Genomic DNA, 15,371 nt, shown 5'->3' with positions numbered 1-15,371 from the left:
TGAAACGCAGGTTAGGCAAGGCAAAAACCGGCGAGGAACGACCGGGGTCGCGCTCGACTTGACTGGTTGTCAATGAGCATTCCGAGCCGGTTTTTAACGCCGCATAACCAAGTTTCAAGCTATTTCGTACATAGCTTAGAACAGACCTCTTTAACTTTTGCCGGTAGTGTTATTCGACGGGACCGCTATAATGCGCTTCAGTGACGGTACGGCTTTCAACCGCTATCGTCCGCCGGCACTGTAGCCAAGCTGCGGTGCCCGAGGCGCCTGATGGCCGCTTCCCCGTAACGGCAACAACACGAACCCCTGATGCTACGTCAGCTGTCAGCTCTGGTGCCGTGGCCGTCTGCATGACGACATGCAGTGCGTATCACCAGAATAAATTTCAATTAATTAGGTACAACTGTGACGAAAGACGAACTGCGCGCGGAACTTGAGCGCCAGGAACAACGTTACAAGGAAGTTTACGGCGGAGAAATCACCACCTACGCCGCGCAACCTGAACCGGAACGCAAACCCTGGCGTAAACGCGCCACCGTTCAAGACCAGGCTTTTACCCAGGAACTTCAAAAGATGGAAAAGGAACTCAAGGCCGAAGAGCATTTGATGCCCGACGTCTGAGGGGTTTGTCGAAGGATAGCGGCCCACACCCAGGCTGCAGGCTGATACCGCACGCCCGCCACGAGCAGGCTGCCAGCGCCTCGCGACCGCCGGTCGTGAGCGGTTGAGGCCGACCTTCTTTCAGAAATTTCATACAGCCGCTGGGGGTGAGTTTCACCACTCCGGTCACCCCTGCTGCTGCGCTTTGCGCCCCGAAATCAAAGGGTTGAGCGCCCCATCGGGCCCTTCGTCCCGGAGGGTTTCCTACAAATTATTTCGTTGAAGAATGTTACCGATGAGCAGGCAGTGCATCGATTACCGAGGTTTTCTGGCATAATCGCGCCCCCTTACGACCGGGTCAGAAAACCTTCATGATCGATTTATTCAGCGGACTGGATGCTTGGGTGCTTGTGAGCCTCTTGCTCGCCCTGGCTTTTGTCCTCGCCTTCGAGTTCATCAACGGCTTTCATGACACCGCTAACGCGGTTGCCACTGTTATCTACACCAAAGCGATGCCGCCGCACCTGGCGGTGTTCTTTTCCGGGGTGTTCAATTTTCTCGGTGTGTTGCTGGGCGGCGTGGGGGTGGCGTACGCCATCGTCCACTTGCTGCCCGTGGAACTGCTGATCAACGTGAACACCGGCCACGGGTTGGCCATGGTGTTCTCGCTGCTCGCGGCGGCCATCACCTGGAACCTGGGCACCTGGTACTTCGGTATCCCGGCTTCCAGCTCCCACACCCTGATCGGCTCGATCCTCGGCGTGGGCCTGGCCAACGCGCTGATCAACGATATCCCGCTGGCCGACGGCGTGAACTGGCAGAAGGCGATCGATATCGCCGCGTCCCTGGTGTTCTCACCCATGGCCGGCTTCCTGATAGCCGCCCTGGTGCTGATCGGCCTGAAATGGTGGCGCCCGCTGTCGAAGATGCACAAGACGCCGGAACAGCGCCGCAAGATCGACGACAAGAAGCACCCGCCGTTCTGGAACCGCCTGGTGCTGGTGATCTCGGCCATGGCCGTCAGCTTCGTCCACGGCTCCAACGATGGCCAGAAAGGCATCGGCCTGATCATGCTGGTACTGATCGGCATCGTGCCCGCGCAATTCGTCCTCGACCTGGGCAGCACCACCTACCAGATCGAACGGACCCGCGACGCGACCTTGCACCTGAGCCAGTTCTACACGCGCAACAGTGAGTCGCTGGGCGAATTCCTGGCCCTGGGCAAGAGCGTGGAAGGCGACCTGCCGGAGAAATTCCGCTGCAACCCGCAGCAGACCGAACCGACCATCAACGCGCTGCTCGACACCCTCAAAGGCGTGTCGGACTACCATTCGCTGCCGTCGGAAAGCCGCATTGAAGTACGTCGCTACCTGCTCTGCCTGGACGACACGGCGAAGAAGGTGGGCAAGTTGCCTAACCTGGCGGCACGTGAGAAAGACGACCTGAACAAGCTGCGCAAGGACCTTACGACCACCACCGAATACGCCCCGTTCTGGGTGATCCTGGCGGTAGCCCTGGCGTTGGGCCTGGGTACCATGGTCGGCTGGAAGCGCGTGGTACTGACCATCGGCGAGAAGATCGGCAAGCAAGGCATGACCTACGCCCAGGGCATGTCGGCACAGATCACCGCCGCGTGCATGATCGGCATGGCGAACATCTTCAGCCTGCCGGTTTCCACCACCCACGTGCTGTCCTCGGGCGTGGCCGGCACCATGGTCGCCAACAAGAGCGGCCTGCAAGGTGGCACGGTGCGCAACATCCTCCTGGCCTGGGTGCTGACCCTGCCTGCGACGGTGGCACTGTCGGCCGGGTTGTTCTGGCTGGCGTCGAAAGCCTTGGGCAGCTGATTCCAGCGGCTTGAAAAAAAGGTGCGACCCTCGCGGGTCGCACCTTTTTTTTGCCCAAAACATTATCCCCTGTGAAAGCGGGTGCATGGGGCGGGAATTTTGCGCAAAAAAAAGGGCGACCGAAGTCGCCCAAAATGCCTTGCGTGCTCGTTGTAACCGGAAAGACCTATGGTTTCTTGCGCTTGTGGGCGTCTTTCCAGATGAATAATCCAAACCCTGCGAAGAACACGAACATGAGGCCGACCGTCAACACACCGGCAAACACCACATTATCGAAAAACATGACTGGCCTCCTGGTCTCGTCCCTGTTGCGATGGGTTCAAGTTAACCAATCAGGCCTGGATGGAAATTGACCGGGGTCAATAACGCCCGCAACGGGGCGAAAAGGTGGGGAAATAACTGATCTGCATCAATGGATCGAGGGGGTTCAGCGCTTTTTCGGTTTGTTTTTCGGCTTTTTCTTCGGCTTGGCCAAAGGCATCGCTTGCTCGAAAGCCTGGCGGACTTCGTTGAGGCGCTTGTCGTTGAGGTCATGAACGCGCTTGGCGCGCTCAGCGCTGAGGTCGATCAGTTTGGCGTCTTGGCTCATGGCGTGTCGGCATCGCAGTGAAAGTCGGATGCGCCCATGATGCGGGCTGTTGGCGGCGTTGACCAGCCTGCGTACGTCGGCCAATGGCTGGGTCAGATCTGGATATCGACCCACAGGCCCTGGCGCGATTCTTCTTCCATCAGCGGCACCACGGGCACGGTGTTATCGGCGTTGAGCTCGGTGCCCGGTACGGCCAGGTGTTCCTCGGGGTCTTCGTCGGCTTCGCGGCGACGGCGGTCGCGTTCCTGCTGGCGACGTTGCTCCTCGCGCAGCAGCAGCGCCCCCTCTTCCGGATCGCGCTTTTGCAGGTCGATGGTGCTCTCGCTGGAGCTCTGCTGCACCGGGACCACGGGCGGTATGTCCGGTCGTGGACGAACCGGATCCTGCTGCGCGGTGACGGGCACGGTGCTCAAAGGGAGCGTAGGTAGCAACATAAAGGTCTCCTGTCTTCAGGTTGTCGGCGGCGGACGTCGCAGCTTGAACCGCCGGTCCGAAACTTGTGACCCAGTTGGCATTGCAACAAAAAGCCGGGGCCGAGCCTGTTTGATCGTTGAGCGCGCTTAAGTTCCCTACCCGTCGGGTGACCAATCGCCTTGCTGTCGAGGGGCCGTGTACGTAAATCCTTTGGTCTGAAGGATCATTCCGTTAAGATAACCGGCTTTTTCAAGGCGGGAGTCAGGCAGCATGGCGCAGCAGTATCAACCGGGGCAACGCTGGATCAGTGACAGCGAAGCCGAGCTGGGTTTAGGCACCGTTCTGGCACAGGATGGCCGCTTGTTGACCGTGCTCTATCCGGCCACTGGCGACACTCGCCAGTACGCGCTACGGAATGCGCCCCTCACTCGCGTACGGTTTTCGCCGGGCGACGTGATCACTCACTTCGAAGGTTGGAAGATGACCGTGCGTGAAGTCGACGATGTCGATGGATTGCTGGTCTACCACGGCCTCAACGGGCAGAACGAAGTCGTGACCCTGCCGGAAACCCAACTGTCGAACTTCATCCAGTTCCGCCTCGCCAGCGACCGCCTGTTCGCCGGCCAGATCGACCCGCTGGCCTGGTTCTCCCTGCGCTACCACACCCTGGAACACACCAGCCGCCAGTTGCAGTCTTCGCTCTGGGGCCTTGGCGGCGTGCGCGCCCAGCCGATCGCCCACCAACTGCACATCGCTCGCGAAGTGGCCGACCGCATTGCACCGCGCGTCTTGCTGGCGGACGAAGTGGGGCTGGGCAAGACCATCGAAGCCGGCCTGGTCATCCACCGTCAACTGCTGTCCGGCCGTGCCAGCCGTGTCCTGATCCTGGTGCCGGAAAACCTCCAGCACCAATGGCTGGTGGAAATGCGCCGGCGCTTCAACCTGCAGGTCGCGTTGTTCGACGAAGAACGCTTTATCGAAAGCGATGCCAGCAACCCGTTCGAAGACACCCAGCTGGCCCTGGTGGCGCTGGAATGGCTGGTGGACGACGAGAAGGCCCAGGACGCGCTGTTCGCCGCTGGCTGGGACCTGATGGTGGTCGACGAAGCGCATCACCTGGTGTGGCACGAGGATCAGGTCAGCCCGCAGTACGCGTTGGTCGAGCAACTGGCCGAAACCATCCCCGGCGTGCTGCTGCTCACCGCGACCCCGGAACAACTGGGCCAGGACAGCCACTTCGCCCGTCTGCGCCTGCTAGACCCGAACCGCTTCCATGACCTCAAGGCCTTCCGCGCCGAGAGCGAGAACTATCGTCCGGTGGCCGAAGCCGTGCAGGAGCTGCTGGACAAGGGCCGTCTCTCGCCGCAAGCCCACCAGACCATCCTCGGTTTCCTGGGCAACGAAGGCGAAGCCTTGCTGACCGCCGTCAACGATGGCGATGTCCAAGCCAGTGCCCGCCTGGTGCGCGAACTGCTGGACCGCCACGGCACCGGCCGCGTGCTGTTTCGCAACACCCGCGCCGCGGTGCAGGGTTTCCCGGAGCGCAAGCTGCACGCCTACCCGCTGCCGTGCCCGGACGAATACCTCGAGTTGCCGCTGGGCGATCACGCCGACCTGTACCCGGAAGTCAGCTTCCAGGCGCAGCCGGACGCCAGTGACGAAGAACGCTGGTGGAAATTCGACCCGCGCGTGGAGTGGCTGATCGACCAGCTGAAAATGCTCAAGCGCACCAAGGTGCTGGTGATCTGCGCCCACGCCGAAACCGCCATGGACCTGGAAGACGCCCTGCGCGTGCGTTCCGGGATCCCGGCCACGGTGTTCCACGAAGGCATGAACATCCTTGAGCGCGACCGCGCCGCCGCTTACTTCGCCGACGAAGAGTTTGGCGCGCAGGTACTGATCTGCTCGGAAATCGGCAGCGAAGGGCGCAACTTCCAGTTCGCTCACCACCTGGTGCTGTTCGACCTGCCTTCCCACCCTGACCTGCTGGAACAGCGGATCGGCCGTCTCGACCGGATCGGCCAGAAGCACACCATCGAGCTGCACGTGCCCTACCTGGAAACCAGTCCGCAGGAGCGCTTGTTCCAGTGGTACCACGAGGCGCTGAACGCGTTCCTCAACACCTGCCCGACCGGCAACGCCCTGCAGCACCAGTTCGGCCCGCGCCTGCTGCCGCTGCTGGAAGAGGCCGACGATGGCCAGTGGCAAGCGCTGATCGACGAGGCCCGCGCCGAACGCGAGCGCCTGGAAACCGAGCTGCACACCGGTCGTGACCGCTTGCTGGAACTCAACTCCGGTGGTGCCGGTGAAGGCGACGCGCTGGTGGAGGCCATTCTCGAACAGGACGACCAGTTCGCCCTGCCGATCTACATGGAAACCCTGTTCGACGCCTTTGGCATCGACAGCGAGGACCATTCGGAAAACGCGCTGATCCTCAAGCCGAGTGAAAAGATGCTCGACGCCAGCTTCCCGCTCGGCGACGACGAAGGCGTGACCATCACCTACGATCGCAACCAGGCGCTGTCGCGCGAAGACATGCAGTTCATCACCTGGGAGCACCCGATGGTGCAAGGCGGCATGGACCTGGTGCTGTCGGGCTCCATGGGCAACACCGCCGTGGCGCTGATCAAGAACAAGGCGCTCAAGCCTGGCACGGTGCTGCTGGAGCTGCTCTACGTCAGCGAAGTGGTCGCCCCGCGTTCGCTGCAACTGGGCCGCTACCTGCCCCCGGCCGCCCTGCGCTGCCTGCTGGATACCAACGGCAACGACCTGGCTGCCCGGGTTTCGTTCGACACGCTGAACGACCAGCTCGAAAGCGTGCCTCGTGCCAGCGCCAACAAGTTCATCCAGGCCCAGCGCGACCAGCTCTCACCGCGGATCAACGCCGGGGAAGAGAAAGTCGCCCCGCGTCACGCCGAGCGCGTGGCCGAGGCCCAACGCCGCCTGGCGGCCGATACCGACGAAGAATTGGCACGCCTGACCGCCCTGCAAGCGGTCAACCCGACCGTACGCGACAGCGAGCTGGTTGCGCTGCGCCAACAGCGCGAACAGGGCCTGGCGATGCTGGAAAAGGCGGCGTTGCGCCTGGAAGCGATCCGGGTGCTGGTGGCAGGCTGATTGCCACTGGCTGAAGGTTGCCTGGATTCACCTGTGGCGAGGGCGCTTGCTCTCGCCACGATATCCAGCGCCTCGCCTCACGGGCTGTAGTACCCCACCGCCACCAGGAAATGCCCGACCTTCCTCAGGTACGCGTGCTTGTCCTCGACCTTGCCCGTGACCGGGTTCTTCCAGCGATAGGCGTACTCCCCGGTCGGCTGCTTGCCGATCATGGCCAGGATCGGTTCGCCCACCGGCTTGCCTGCTGGATCCCTGACCTTGGCGAAATCGGTGTTGACCAACCGCAGATTGGTGCCGTGGGCGACATAGCGCTGGGTTACCAAATCCACCACGAAGACATACAGGTCATCCTGCAAGTACCCACCCTTGAGTGCGTTGATCGCCGTCAGCGTGGCTTTCTCGTTCTTCTGCAGGTCGGTGGAGGCCTTGTCCAGTAACGCCCTGGCCTGTTCGGCCGAGGCCCGTGGCAAGTAATAGCCGACCGCAAGGATTCGCTCGCCAACCCGCTGGAAGTACACGTGCTTGCGCTCGACCTTGCCGTCCGCCCAGTTCTGCCAGCGATACTCGGCCTGCTGGATACCACTGGCCTCGGGGGTCTTCAGGGCATCCTTGAACGCTTTGCGCAGGTCAGGCCCGAGCATTTCGGAAACGTCCCGCCCGATCAGCGCCGAAGAAGGCCCGCCACTGGCGAGCATCACGCCCCGAGTGTCCACCACAAAGACGTAGCGGTCCTGATCGACGAACTCTCCCTGGCGGCTGAACGCCGCAAAAGCCTTGTCGCCGTTATCGTGGTAATAGGCCAAGGCCTTTTCCAGCAACGCCCGGGCCGCCTGGCCGTCATCTTGCGTCGCGGCATGCACTTGCGTCAGCCCCAGTAACAACACTGCGCCCAGCCAGGCCATCTTGCGGAAACACCCCATACGCGCGCCCTCGTTCTTGTGGGTATTTCAAGAGAGTAGCTGGCATGAGCTGATGTGGAAGCATTCAGCAAAACACGGTGCAAACACGACACCGTGCGGGAGCGAGCTCGCTCGCGAAAGCGTCATCCCAGCCAGCATCTTCGTGACTGATCCAACGCTTTCGCGGGCAAGCCCGCTCCCACAAGGGATGGAAGGTGGACCTGATTCCCGCCAGCACCCCAAGACCACTGTGGGAGCGAGCTCGCTCGCGAAGGCGTCGGGCCAGCCAACTTCTTCGTGACTGATCCGGCACTTTCGCGGGCAAGCCCGCTCCCACAAGGGATGGAAGGTGGACCTGATTCCCGCCAGCACCACAAGACCACTGTGGGAGCGAGCTCGCTCGCGAAGGCGTCGGGCCAGCCAACTTCTTCGTGACTGATCCGGCACTTTCGCGGGCAAGCCCGCTCCCACAAGGGATGGAGGTGGACCTGATTCCGGCCAGCACCACAAGACCACTGTGGGAGCGGGCTTGCTCGCGAAGGCTTTACTGGGCGCGAGCGCTGAGTTGCTGTTGCAGGTGTTGGATCTGCGCTTGCAGGGTGTTGATGTTGCGGGTGACCTGGCCGCGGAAGGCGTCGAATTCGGCGGTGTTGCCGCCGTTGTCCTGCTGGCTCTTGAGAACGATCACGTCCTGTTCCAGCCGTTCGAGGGCCGAGTTGGAGGTGGCTCGCTTGAGCGCCGTGATGTCGGCGCCGATACTCTTGAGCTGGGCATCCAGCGCTCCGCCCTCGCCTTGGTTCTTCAGGGCCGTCATTTCAGTCGACAACGCCTTGACCTGGGCCTGGAGCTCCTTGTTGGCAGCCTGCAACTGGGTACTGGTGTTCTGCTGCTCAGTGGCCTGGGCAATGAGCTGGGCCAGCTCCTTGTCCAGGTCGGCGGACGGACCGAACGTGGCCTGCTGGAGTTTGTACTGCTCCTGCAACTTGCTGTCGAACTGCCGAGCCTGGTCCTGGAGCTTGCCTTCCAGCTGCTTGATCTGCAGCTTCAAGGCTTCGCTGTCGCTCATGACATTGGATTGCCCAGCCACCACCTTGCCGGAAATATCCTGCAGCCGCCCTGCCGCATCCTCGCTGATGCGCGCAAAACTTTCCTGGGTCGCCACCAGCTGCTGTTCCATCAGGGAAATCTGCTGGAAGCTCCACCAGGCCAGGAAGCCGAACGCACACACCAAGGCGCCGATCAACGCCCACAACGGCCCGGTACTGGGGCCCTTGACCTTGGCTGCGGCAACGGCTGCCGGCCGCGCCTGCGCGTGGGCCGGGCGGTGGGTCGGGAAGTCATCGTCATCGGGGATGTCGGCGCGCATCCGCAGGCTCGGTACATCGTCGAAGTCGTCGTTGGCATCGTTACGCATGGGCATGGTTCAACCTTTGGGAAACCGGTGATGACTGGGTGCGGGGAGTATAACCCCCTCGCCCGCCGCACCGATTGACCCCGAACCCGGCACTCGGTTCATGACGGGCCGATCAGCGGGCATCCTGGGCTTTGTACCAGGCACAGAACTCATCGAGCGCGGCCCACAGGCTGACCTGGGGGTCGTAATCGAGATACTGCCGAGCCCGGCTGATGTCCAGGGTGAAGTGCCTGTTCATGACCTGCATCCCCAGACGTGACAGCGTCGGTTCGGGGCGGCCCGGCCATAACGCACAGACCCCTTCGTTCAGGGCGGCGACACTATAAGCCAACCCGTAGGAACGGTAACGCCTGACCTGTGGGACTTGCATCTGGCGCATCACGTAATTGACCACATCCCACAGCGGCACCGGCGCGCCGTTGCTGATGTTGTAGGCCTTGCCCAGGGCCGAACCGGTGACGAGCAGGCTGCTGAGCAATACCTCATTGAGGTTCTGCACGCTGGTGAAATCCACTTTGTTCAACCCATTGCCCACAATGGCCAGCCGCCCCTTGCGCTGCATCTTCAGCAGGCGCGGGAAGATGCTCATGTCGCCGGCACCGGTGACAAAACGCGGGCGCAGGGCCAGCACTTCGAGGCCGAACTCCTGGGCACCGAATACCTTCTGCTCGGCCAGGTACTTGGTGGCGGCATACGGGTGCTTGAAGCGCTTGGGCACTTGCTCTTCCGTCAACCCGAGGTGGTCACGGCCGTCGAAGTAGATGGACGGCGACGACAGGTGGACCAACCGCCGGACCTTCTGCTTGAGGCAAGCCTCGACGACATTTTCCGTGACCTCGACATTGCCCTGGTGAAAATCCTGGTAACGCCCCCACAGCCCCACAGAGCCGGCGCAATGCACCACGGCCTCGACATCCACGCACAGGTCACGCGCCAGCAGCGGATCGCTCAGGTCTCCCTGGACAAACTGCGCACCGCGACGCACCAGGTGCTCCACGCTCTCGGCCCGGCGACCGTTGACCCGTACATCCAGGCCCTGCTCCAGGGCGAAACGCGCAAAGCGCCCGCCGATGAAGCCGCTCGCGCCGGTAACCAGAATTTTCATGAATGCTCCTTGGAAGGGCGGTTACGAGCGTCAAGCTACAACAACCTGCCAATTTAACTGTGCGTCGCTTGCGACCTGTTGCTTGACGTCTAGGACGGTGCCCAAGGCACCAGCCACTGCCGGGAGGAACGGATCAATTGTTCGGTCAACGCACCGAGCAACTGCCCACCATTGCGCCAATGATGCCAGTACAACGGCACATCGATCGGTTTATCTGCCAGCAAGTTCACCAGCGTGCCCTGGGCCAGTTGTTCACGCACCTGCAATTCCGGCACCAGGCCCCAGCCGAGACCGGCTTCGGCAAGGCGAATGAACCCTTCGGACGACGGGCACAAATGGTGTTCGAAACCGCCTTCGACGCCCAGGGACGCGAGGTAGCGGTGTTGCAGGAAGTCGTCCGGGCCGAACACCAGGGCTGGGGTGTGGGCCAGTTGATCGGCGCGCACGCCGTCGGGGAAGTACCGGGCGATGAACGCCGGGCTGGCCAGCGCGCGGTAACGCATGGCACCCAGCAGCACGCTGCGTGCACCGGCCACCGGACGCTCGCTGGCGCAGACGCACGCCGCCACTTCGCCCGCACGCATGCGCTTGAGGCCGACAGTCTGGTCCTCCACCACCAGGTCGAGCAGCACATGCTGCCGGGCGCAGAAATCGCCCAGCGCCGCCGCCCACCAGGTCGCCAGGCTGTCGGCGTTCAAGGCGATGCGCAAGCGCTCGGGCAGGCCTTCTTCATCCAGCGCCGGCACCAGGCTTTGCAGGTCTCGCTCCAACAGACGCACTTGCTGCACGTGGTTGAGCAGGCGCCGGCCGATCTCCGTCGGCGCCGGTGGCGTGGCACGCACCAGGACCGGTTGGCCGACGCGTGCCTCCAGTAACTTGATCCTTTGGGAAATGGCCGATTGCGACAAGCCCAGCACCTGGGCCGCCCGCTCGAAACCGGCCTGCTCGACCACAGCGGCGAGGGCGGAAAGCAACTTGTAGTCGAACATCAGTTTTCCTAATGAGCAATCAGCAGGATTGGTTTTTCTTATACAGCGCCCCACCGGACAATGGCCAGCATCATTTGAAGGAGCGAGCCATGCCTGGCGAAACATCATTGACCACCCTGATCCGCAGCCTGAGCCCGCAGCTCAATCACGGCGACTACGTGTTCTGCTGCCTGCCCGACGGCGAGGTGCCGGCCGGCATCGAGATCATCGGCAGCTTTCTCGAACGCGAGGGGCTGACCGTCATCCTGGAAAAATCCCAGGCACAGCAGGCCGGCCTGGCCTGGGACTACGTCGCCGCCTGGATCACCCTCAACGTGCACTCGGCGCTGCAAGCCGTAGGCCTGACCGCCGCCTTCGCCACGGCCCTGGGCAACGCCGGGATCAGTTGCAACGTGATTGCCGGCTACTACCACGACCATCTGTTCGTCGGCCGTGACGACGCCGCACGGGCCATGGACGTGCTTAGGCAACTGGCCGCCAGCGGGGAGTGACGAACATGTGGCAAAGCTATGTGAACGGATTGTTGATGGCCCTCGGGCTGATCATGGCCATCGGTGCCCAGAATGCATTCGTCCTGGCCCAGAGCCTGCGCCGCGAGCACCACTTGCCGGTGGCCGCCCTGTGCATTACCTGCGATGCGCTGCTGGTCGCGGCAGGCGTCTTCGGCCTGGCAACGCTGCTGGCCCAAAGCCCCTTGCTGCTGTCGATCGCCCGCTGGGGCGGCGCCGCCTTCCTGCTCTGGTATGGCAGCCTGGCGTTGCGCCGGGCCTGTTCGAAACAAAGCCTGCAACACGGTGAGAACCAGGCCGTGCGCTCCTTGCGGGCGGTATTGCTCAGCGCCCTGGCGGTGACGCTGCTCAACCCCCACGTGTATCTCGACACCGTGCTGTTGATCGGCTCCCTCGGTGCCCAGCAGAGCATGCCCGGTGCCTACGTGATCGGCGCGGCGAGTGCGTCGCTGTTGTGGTTCCTCACCCTCGCCTTCGGCGCCGCACGGCTGGCCCCGTGGCTGGCTCGCCCCGCCACCTGGCGGATCCTCGACCTGCTGGTCGCGGCGATGATGTTCACCGTGGCCGGGCAATTGATCGTCAGTGGCTGATTATTCCAAACCGCTCTGGAACCTCTATCCCACACAGTTGTTGCGTGGTTATGCCGCACCCCCGGTGCTATGATCCGACTCCTGCGCCGCAAAGAGTACAAACTCCCCGGCGCAAGTCGGGCCGCCCGTGATCGGCCTTGCGCTCACCGCAACTGACCTGATTAGGAGAATCACCATGGCTTTCGAATTGCCGCCGCTGCCTTACCCACACGATGCACTGCAGCCGCACATCTCCAAAGAAACTCTGGAATACCACCACGACAAGCACCACAACACCTATGTCGTGAACCTGAACAACCTGGTACCTGGCACCGAGTTCGAAGGCAAGACCCTGGAAGAAATCGTCAAGACCTCCTCGGGTGGTATCTTCAACAACGCCGCTCAGGTCTGGAACCACACCTTCTACTGGAACTGCCTGGCGCCAAACGCCGGCGGCGAACCTACCGGCGCACTGGCCGAAGCCATCAACAAGGCCTTCGGTTCGTTCGACAAGTTCAAGGAAGAGTTCAGCAAGACGTCCATCGGCACCTTCGGCTCCGGCTGGGGCTGGCTGGTGAAAAAGGCTGACGGTTCCCTGGCCCTGGCCAGCACCATCGGCGCCGGCAACCCGCTGACCAGCGGCGACACCCCGCTGCTGACCTGCGACGTCTGGGAACACGCCTACTACATCGACTACCGCAACGTTCGTCCGAAATACGTCGAAGCGTTCTGGAACCTGGTCAACTGGAAATTCGTGGCCGAGCAGTTCGAAGGCAAGACCTTCACCGCCTAAGCCCGTAGCCAGACCAAAGAACCCGGCACCTTGCCGGGTTTTTTGTGCCCGGCGCCAATGGCCGGGTATCGATCGGTGCCGGGGACACCGTGCGCCTTGAGCACCAATAAAAATTCCCGCCAGGCCTCAAGTTGCGCTCCCTTGCAACCGACACAATGGGCATAGAGCAATCACTCTGAAAGAACCGTCCATCGGCCATGTTTATCGGCGAAAACCCTGGTGTTTGATTGTCCCTTTGACTGACATCACAGGATTGCCAATACTCATGGCAACTTGACGCTACCGCACGGAACAAGGAACCACTCTTTGAAGCTGGAACTCAAGAACAGCTTGTCTGTGAAGTTGCTCCGGGTCGTGCTCCTCTCGGCATTGATCGTTGGCGTGCTCTTGAGCTGCGCCCAGATCGTGTTCGATGCCTACAAAACCAACCAGGCCGTCGCCAACGACGCCCAGCGTATCCTCGACATGTTCCGCGATCCGTCGACCCAGGCCGTCTACAGCCTGGACCGGGAAATGGGCATGCAGGTGATCGAAGGCCTGTTCCAGGACAAAGCCGTACGCATGGCCTCCATAGGCCATCCCCGCGAAACCATGCTCGCCGAAAAAAGCCGTGCCCTGCAGGCGTCCGAAAGCCGATGGCTGACCGACCTGATCCTGGGCAAGGAGCGCACCTTCACCACGCAACTGGTGGGGCGCGGGCCCTACAGCGAATACTACGGTGACCTGAGCATTACCCTCGACACCGCCACCTATGGCGAGAGCTTCATCGTCAGCTCGGTGATCATCTTCATCTCCGGCATGCTTCGGGCCCTGGCCATGGGCCTGGTGCTGTACCTGGTCTACCACTGGCTGCTGACCAAGCCGTTGTCGCGGATCATCGAGCACCTGACCGAAATCAACCCTGATCGCCCCAGCGCCCACAAGATCCCGCAACTGCGCGGTCACGAACATAACGAGCTGGGGCTGTGGATCAATACCGCCAACCAGTTGCTCGAATCCATCGAGCGCAACACGCACCTGCGCCACGAAGCGGAAGACAGCCTGTTGCGCATGGCCCAGTACGACTTTCTCACCGGTCTGCCCAATCGCCAGCAATTGCAACAGCAACTGGACAAGATCCTGGTGGATGCCGGCCGTCTGCAACGCCGGGTGGCGGTGCTGTGTGTCGGGCTGGATGATTTCAAGGGCATCAACGAGCAGTTCAGCTATCAGACCGGCGACCAGTTGCTGCTCGCCCTCGCCGACCGGCTACGCGCCCACAGTGGTCGTCTCGGTGCCCTGGCGCGACTGGGGGGCGACCAGTTCGCCCTGGTCCAGGCCGACATCGAACAGCCCTACGAGGCTGCCGAACTGGCCCAGAGCATCCTCGACGACCTGGAGGCGCCGTTCGCCCTCGATGACCACGGGATCCGGCTGCGGGCGACCATCGGCATCACCCTCTTCCCCGAAGACGGCGACAGCACCGAGAAACTGCTGCAAAAAGCCGAGCAGACCATGACCCTGGCCAAGAGCCGCTCGCGCAATCGCTATCAGTTCTACATCGCCAGCGTCGACAGCGAGATGCGCCGCCGCCGCGAACTGGAGAAAGACCTGCGCGAGGCCCTGATCCGCGAGCAGTTCACCCTCGTGTACCAACCACAAATCAGCTACCGCGACCTGCGGGTAGTGGGCACCGAGGCCCTGATTCGCTGGCACCATCCCGAGCACGGCCTGGTGCCGCCGGACCTCTTTATCCCGCTGGCCGAACAGAACGGCACCATCATCGCCATCGGCGAATGGGTGCTGGACCAGGCATGCCGGCAACTGCGCGAATGGCATGACCAGGGCTTCACCCAACTGCGCATGGCGGTCAACCTGTCGACGGTGCAGTTGCACCATGCGGAGCTGCCGCGGGTGGTCAACAACCTCCTGCAGATGTACCGGCTGCCGCCTCGCAGCCTGGAGCTGGAAGTCACCGAGACCGGCCTGATGGAAGACATCACCACCGCGGCCCAACACCTGCTGAGCCTGCGCCGCTCCGGCGCACTGATTGCCATCGACGACTTCGGGACCGGCTATTCGTCCCTGAGCTACCTCAAGAGCCTGCCGCTGGACAAGATCAAGATCGACAAGAGCTTCGTCCAGGACCTGCTCGAAGACGAAGACGACGCAACCATCGTCCGGGCGATCATCCAGCTCGGCAAGAGCCTGGGCATGCAAGTGATCGCCGAAGGCGTCGAGACGGTCGAGCAGGAAGCCTACATCATCGCCGAGGGCTGCCACGAAGGTCAGGGCTACTACTACAGCAAGCCGCTGCCGGCACGGGAACTGGGCGCTTACCTGAAGCAGGCGGAGCGCAGCAAGGCCTCCATCCTCTGATTCCTTGATCCATCACAGCCTTCAACATTTCCTACAACGGTTCCGCGCCGTTCTGTCGGAGTGGTCCGAGACTGCGATCGGCATTGATTAAATAAGAAATATTTACAGCCGCAACCCTTTACACATAATGCAAATCTTTCGCATTATGTCGCAGTTTTTGCGCACCCT

General features: G+C 62.1%; 14 protein-coding genes. 7 read left to right on the top strand and 7 right to left on the bottom strand.

Annotated features, from left to right (window positions below):
- The first annotated feature begins 405 nt into the window (after positions 1-405).
- Both KI241_RS06330 and KI241_RS06325 read left to right on the top strand, forming a co-directional pair.
- On the top strand, positions 406-621 hold the full coding sequence (locus tag KI241_RS06330) for a hypothetical protein (RefSeq protein WP_042731788.1): 216 nt from the start codon (positions 406-408) through the stop codon (positions 619-621).
- Between the two features lie 350 nt (positions 622-971).
- Positions 972-2,447 carry an inorganic phosphate transporter gene (locus KI241_RS06325; RefSeq protein ID WP_042731789.1) on the top strand — a complete coding sequence of 492 codons (1,476 nt, stop codon included), beginning with the start codon at positions 972-974 and terminating at the stop codon, positions 2,445-2,447.
- 166 nt (positions 2,448-2,613) lie between these two features.
- On the opposite strand, the gene ccoM is transcribed toward KI241_RS06325, so the two are convergent.
- From ccoM to KI241_RS06315, 3 genes are all read right to left on the bottom strand, one after another.
- Complete coding sequence (ccoM, locus tag KI241_RS27955) at positions 2,614-2,730, bottom strand: cytochrome c oxidase subunit CcoM (RefSeq protein WP_025212288.1); 117 nt, start codon at positions 2,728-2,730, stop codon at positions 2,614-2,616.
- Positions 2,731-2,874: 144 nt separating this feature from the next.
- Complete coding sequence (locus tag KI241_RS06320; protein WP_172679726.1) at positions 2,875-3,036, bottom strand: hypothetical protein; 162 nt, start codon at positions 3,034-3,036, stop codon at positions 2,875-2,877.
- A gap of 92 nt (positions 3,037-3,128) precedes the next feature.
- Positions 3,129-3,470, bottom strand: coding sequence for a hypothetical protein (locus tag KI241_RS06315; protein WP_042731790.1), 342 nt, complete (start codon positions 3,468-3,470; stop codon positions 3,129-3,131).
- A gap of 250 nt (positions 3,471-3,720) precedes the next feature.
- Here KI241_RS06315 and rapA point away from each other — a divergent pair, with 250 nt between their 5' ends.
- Positions 3,721-6,567, top strand: a complete 2,847-nt coding sequence (rapA, locus tag KI241_RS06310) for an RNA polymerase-associated protein RapA (RefSeq protein ID WP_042731791.1) — start codon at positions 3,721-3,723, stop codon at positions 6,565-6,567.
- A gap of 77 nt (positions 6,568-6,644) precedes the next feature.
- On the opposite strand, the gene KI241_RS06305 is transcribed toward rapA, so the two are convergent.
- The 4 genes from KI241_RS06305 to KI241_RS06290 form a co-directional block, all read right to left on the bottom strand.
- On the bottom strand, positions 6,645-7,487 hold the full coding sequence (locus tag KI241_RS06305) for a cache domain-containing protein (RefSeq protein ID WP_042731792.1): 843 nt from the start codon (positions 7,485-7,487) through the stop codon (positions 6,645-6,647).
- 523 nt (positions 7,488-8,010) lie between these two features.
- A complete protein-coding gene (locus KI241_RS06300; protein WP_123579538.1) occupies positions 8,011-8,886 on the bottom strand; it encodes an ATPase in 876 nt (291 codons plus the stop codon).
- 106 nt (positions 8,887-8,992) lie between these two features.
- Entirely contained in the window at positions 8,993-9,985 is a 993-nt protein-coding gene (locus tag KI241_RS06295; RefSeq protein ID WP_212803472.1) for an NAD-dependent epimerase/dehydratase family protein, read from the bottom strand.
- Between the two features lie 89 nt (positions 9,986-10,074).
- Complete coding sequence (locus KI241_RS06290; protein ID WP_042729848.1) at positions 10,075-10,974, bottom strand: LysR family transcriptional regulator ArgP; 900 nt, start codon at positions 10,972-10,974, stop codon at positions 10,075-10,077.
- 89 nt (positions 10,975-11,063) lie between these two features.
- On the opposite strand from KI241_RS06290, the gene KI241_RS06285 reads away from it, so the two are divergent.
- The 4 genes from KI241_RS06285 to KI241_RS06270 all read left to right on the top strand — a co-directional run bounded on the left by KI241_RS06285 (position 11,064) and on the right by KI241_RS06270 (position 15,203).
- The gene (locus KI241_RS06285) at positions 11,064-11,465 is read left to right on the top strand and encodes an ACT domain-containing protein (protein ID WP_042729849.1); all 402 of its coding nucleotides are present in this window, start codon (positions 11,064-11,066) and stop codon (positions 11,463-11,465) included.
- A gap of 5 nt (positions 11,466-11,470) precedes the next feature.
- Entirely contained in the window at positions 11,471-12,073 is a 603-nt protein-coding gene (locus tag KI241_RS06280) for a LysE/ArgO family amino acid transporter (protein ID WP_042729850.1), read from the top strand.
- 175 nt (positions 12,074-12,248) lie between these two features.
- Complete coding sequence (locus KI241_RS06275; protein WP_042729851.1) at positions 12,249-12,845, top strand: Fe-Mn family superoxide dismutase; 597 nt, start codon at positions 12,249-12,251, stop codon at positions 12,843-12,845.
- A 306-nt stretch (positions 12,846-13,151) separates the two neighbouring features.
- A complete protein-coding gene (locus tag KI241_RS06270; RefSeq protein ID WP_047736886.1) occupies positions 13,152-15,203 on the top strand; it encodes a GGDEF domain-containing phosphodiesterase in 2,052 nt (683 codons plus the stop codon).
- Positions 15,204-15,371: the final 168 nt, after the last annotated feature.

Source organism: Pseudomonas sp. Cab53 (assembly GCF_018325965.1).
In the GTDB taxonomy this organism is placed as follows: domain Bacteria; phylum Pseudomonadota; class Gammaproteobacteria; order Pseudomonadales; family Pseudomonadaceae; genus Aquipseudomonas; species Aquipseudomonas chlororaphis_E.
Note: the sequence above shows the minus strand (reverse complement) of the source record. Positions and strands in the feature narration are given on the sequence as shown.

Excerpts from the sequence above, each read along its gene's own strand:
- KI241_RS06275 (WP_042729851.1), top strand. The coding sequence starts at position 12,249 with ATGGCTTTCGAATTGCCGCCGCTGCCTTACCCACACGATGCACTGCAG.
- KI241_RS06300 (WP_123579538.1), bottom strand. The coding sequence starts at position 8,886 with ATGCCCATGCGTAACGATGCCAACGACGACTTCGACGATGTACCGAGC.
- KI241_RS06285 (WP_042729849.1), top strand. The coding sequence starts at position 11,064 with ATGCCTGGCGAAACATCATTGACCACCCTGATCCGCAGCCTGAGCCCG.
- ccoM (WP_025212288.1), bottom strand. The coding sequence starts at position 2,730 with ATGTTTTTCGATAATGTGGTGTTTGCCGGTGTGTTGACGGTCGGCCTC.
- KI241_RS06305 (WP_042731792.1), bottom strand. The coding sequence starts at position 7,487 with ATGGGGTGTTTCCGCAAGATGGCCTGGCTGGGCGCAGTGTTGTTACTG.
- KI241_RS06290 (WP_042729848.1), bottom strand. The coding sequence starts at position 10,974 with ATGTTCGACTACAAGTTGCTTTCCGCCCTCGCCGCTGTGGTCGAGCAG.
- KI241_RS06295 (WP_212803472.1), bottom strand. The coding sequence starts at position 9,985 with ATGAAAATTCTGGTTACCGGCGCGAGCGGCTTCATCGGCGGGCGCTTT.
- KI241_RS06325 (WP_042731789.1), top strand. The coding sequence starts at position 972 with ATGATCGATTTATTCAGCGGACTGGATGCTTGGGTGCTTGTGAGCCTC.
- KI241_RS06320 (WP_172679726.1), bottom strand. The coding sequence starts at position 3,036 with ATGAGCCAAGACGCCAAACTGATCGACCTCAGCGCTGAGCGCGCCAAG.
- KI241_RS06280 (WP_042729850.1), top strand. The coding sequence starts at position 11,471 with ATGTGGCAAAGCTATGTGAACGGATTGTTGATGGCCCTCGGGCTGATC.
- KI241_RS06315 (WP_042731790.1), bottom strand. The coding sequence starts at position 3,470 with ATGTTGCTACCTACGCTCCCTTTGAGCACCGTGCCCGTCACCGCGCAG.
- rapA (WP_042731791.1), top strand. The coding sequence starts at position 3,721 with ATGGCGCAGCAGTATCAACCGGGGCAACGCTGGATCAGTGACAGCGAA.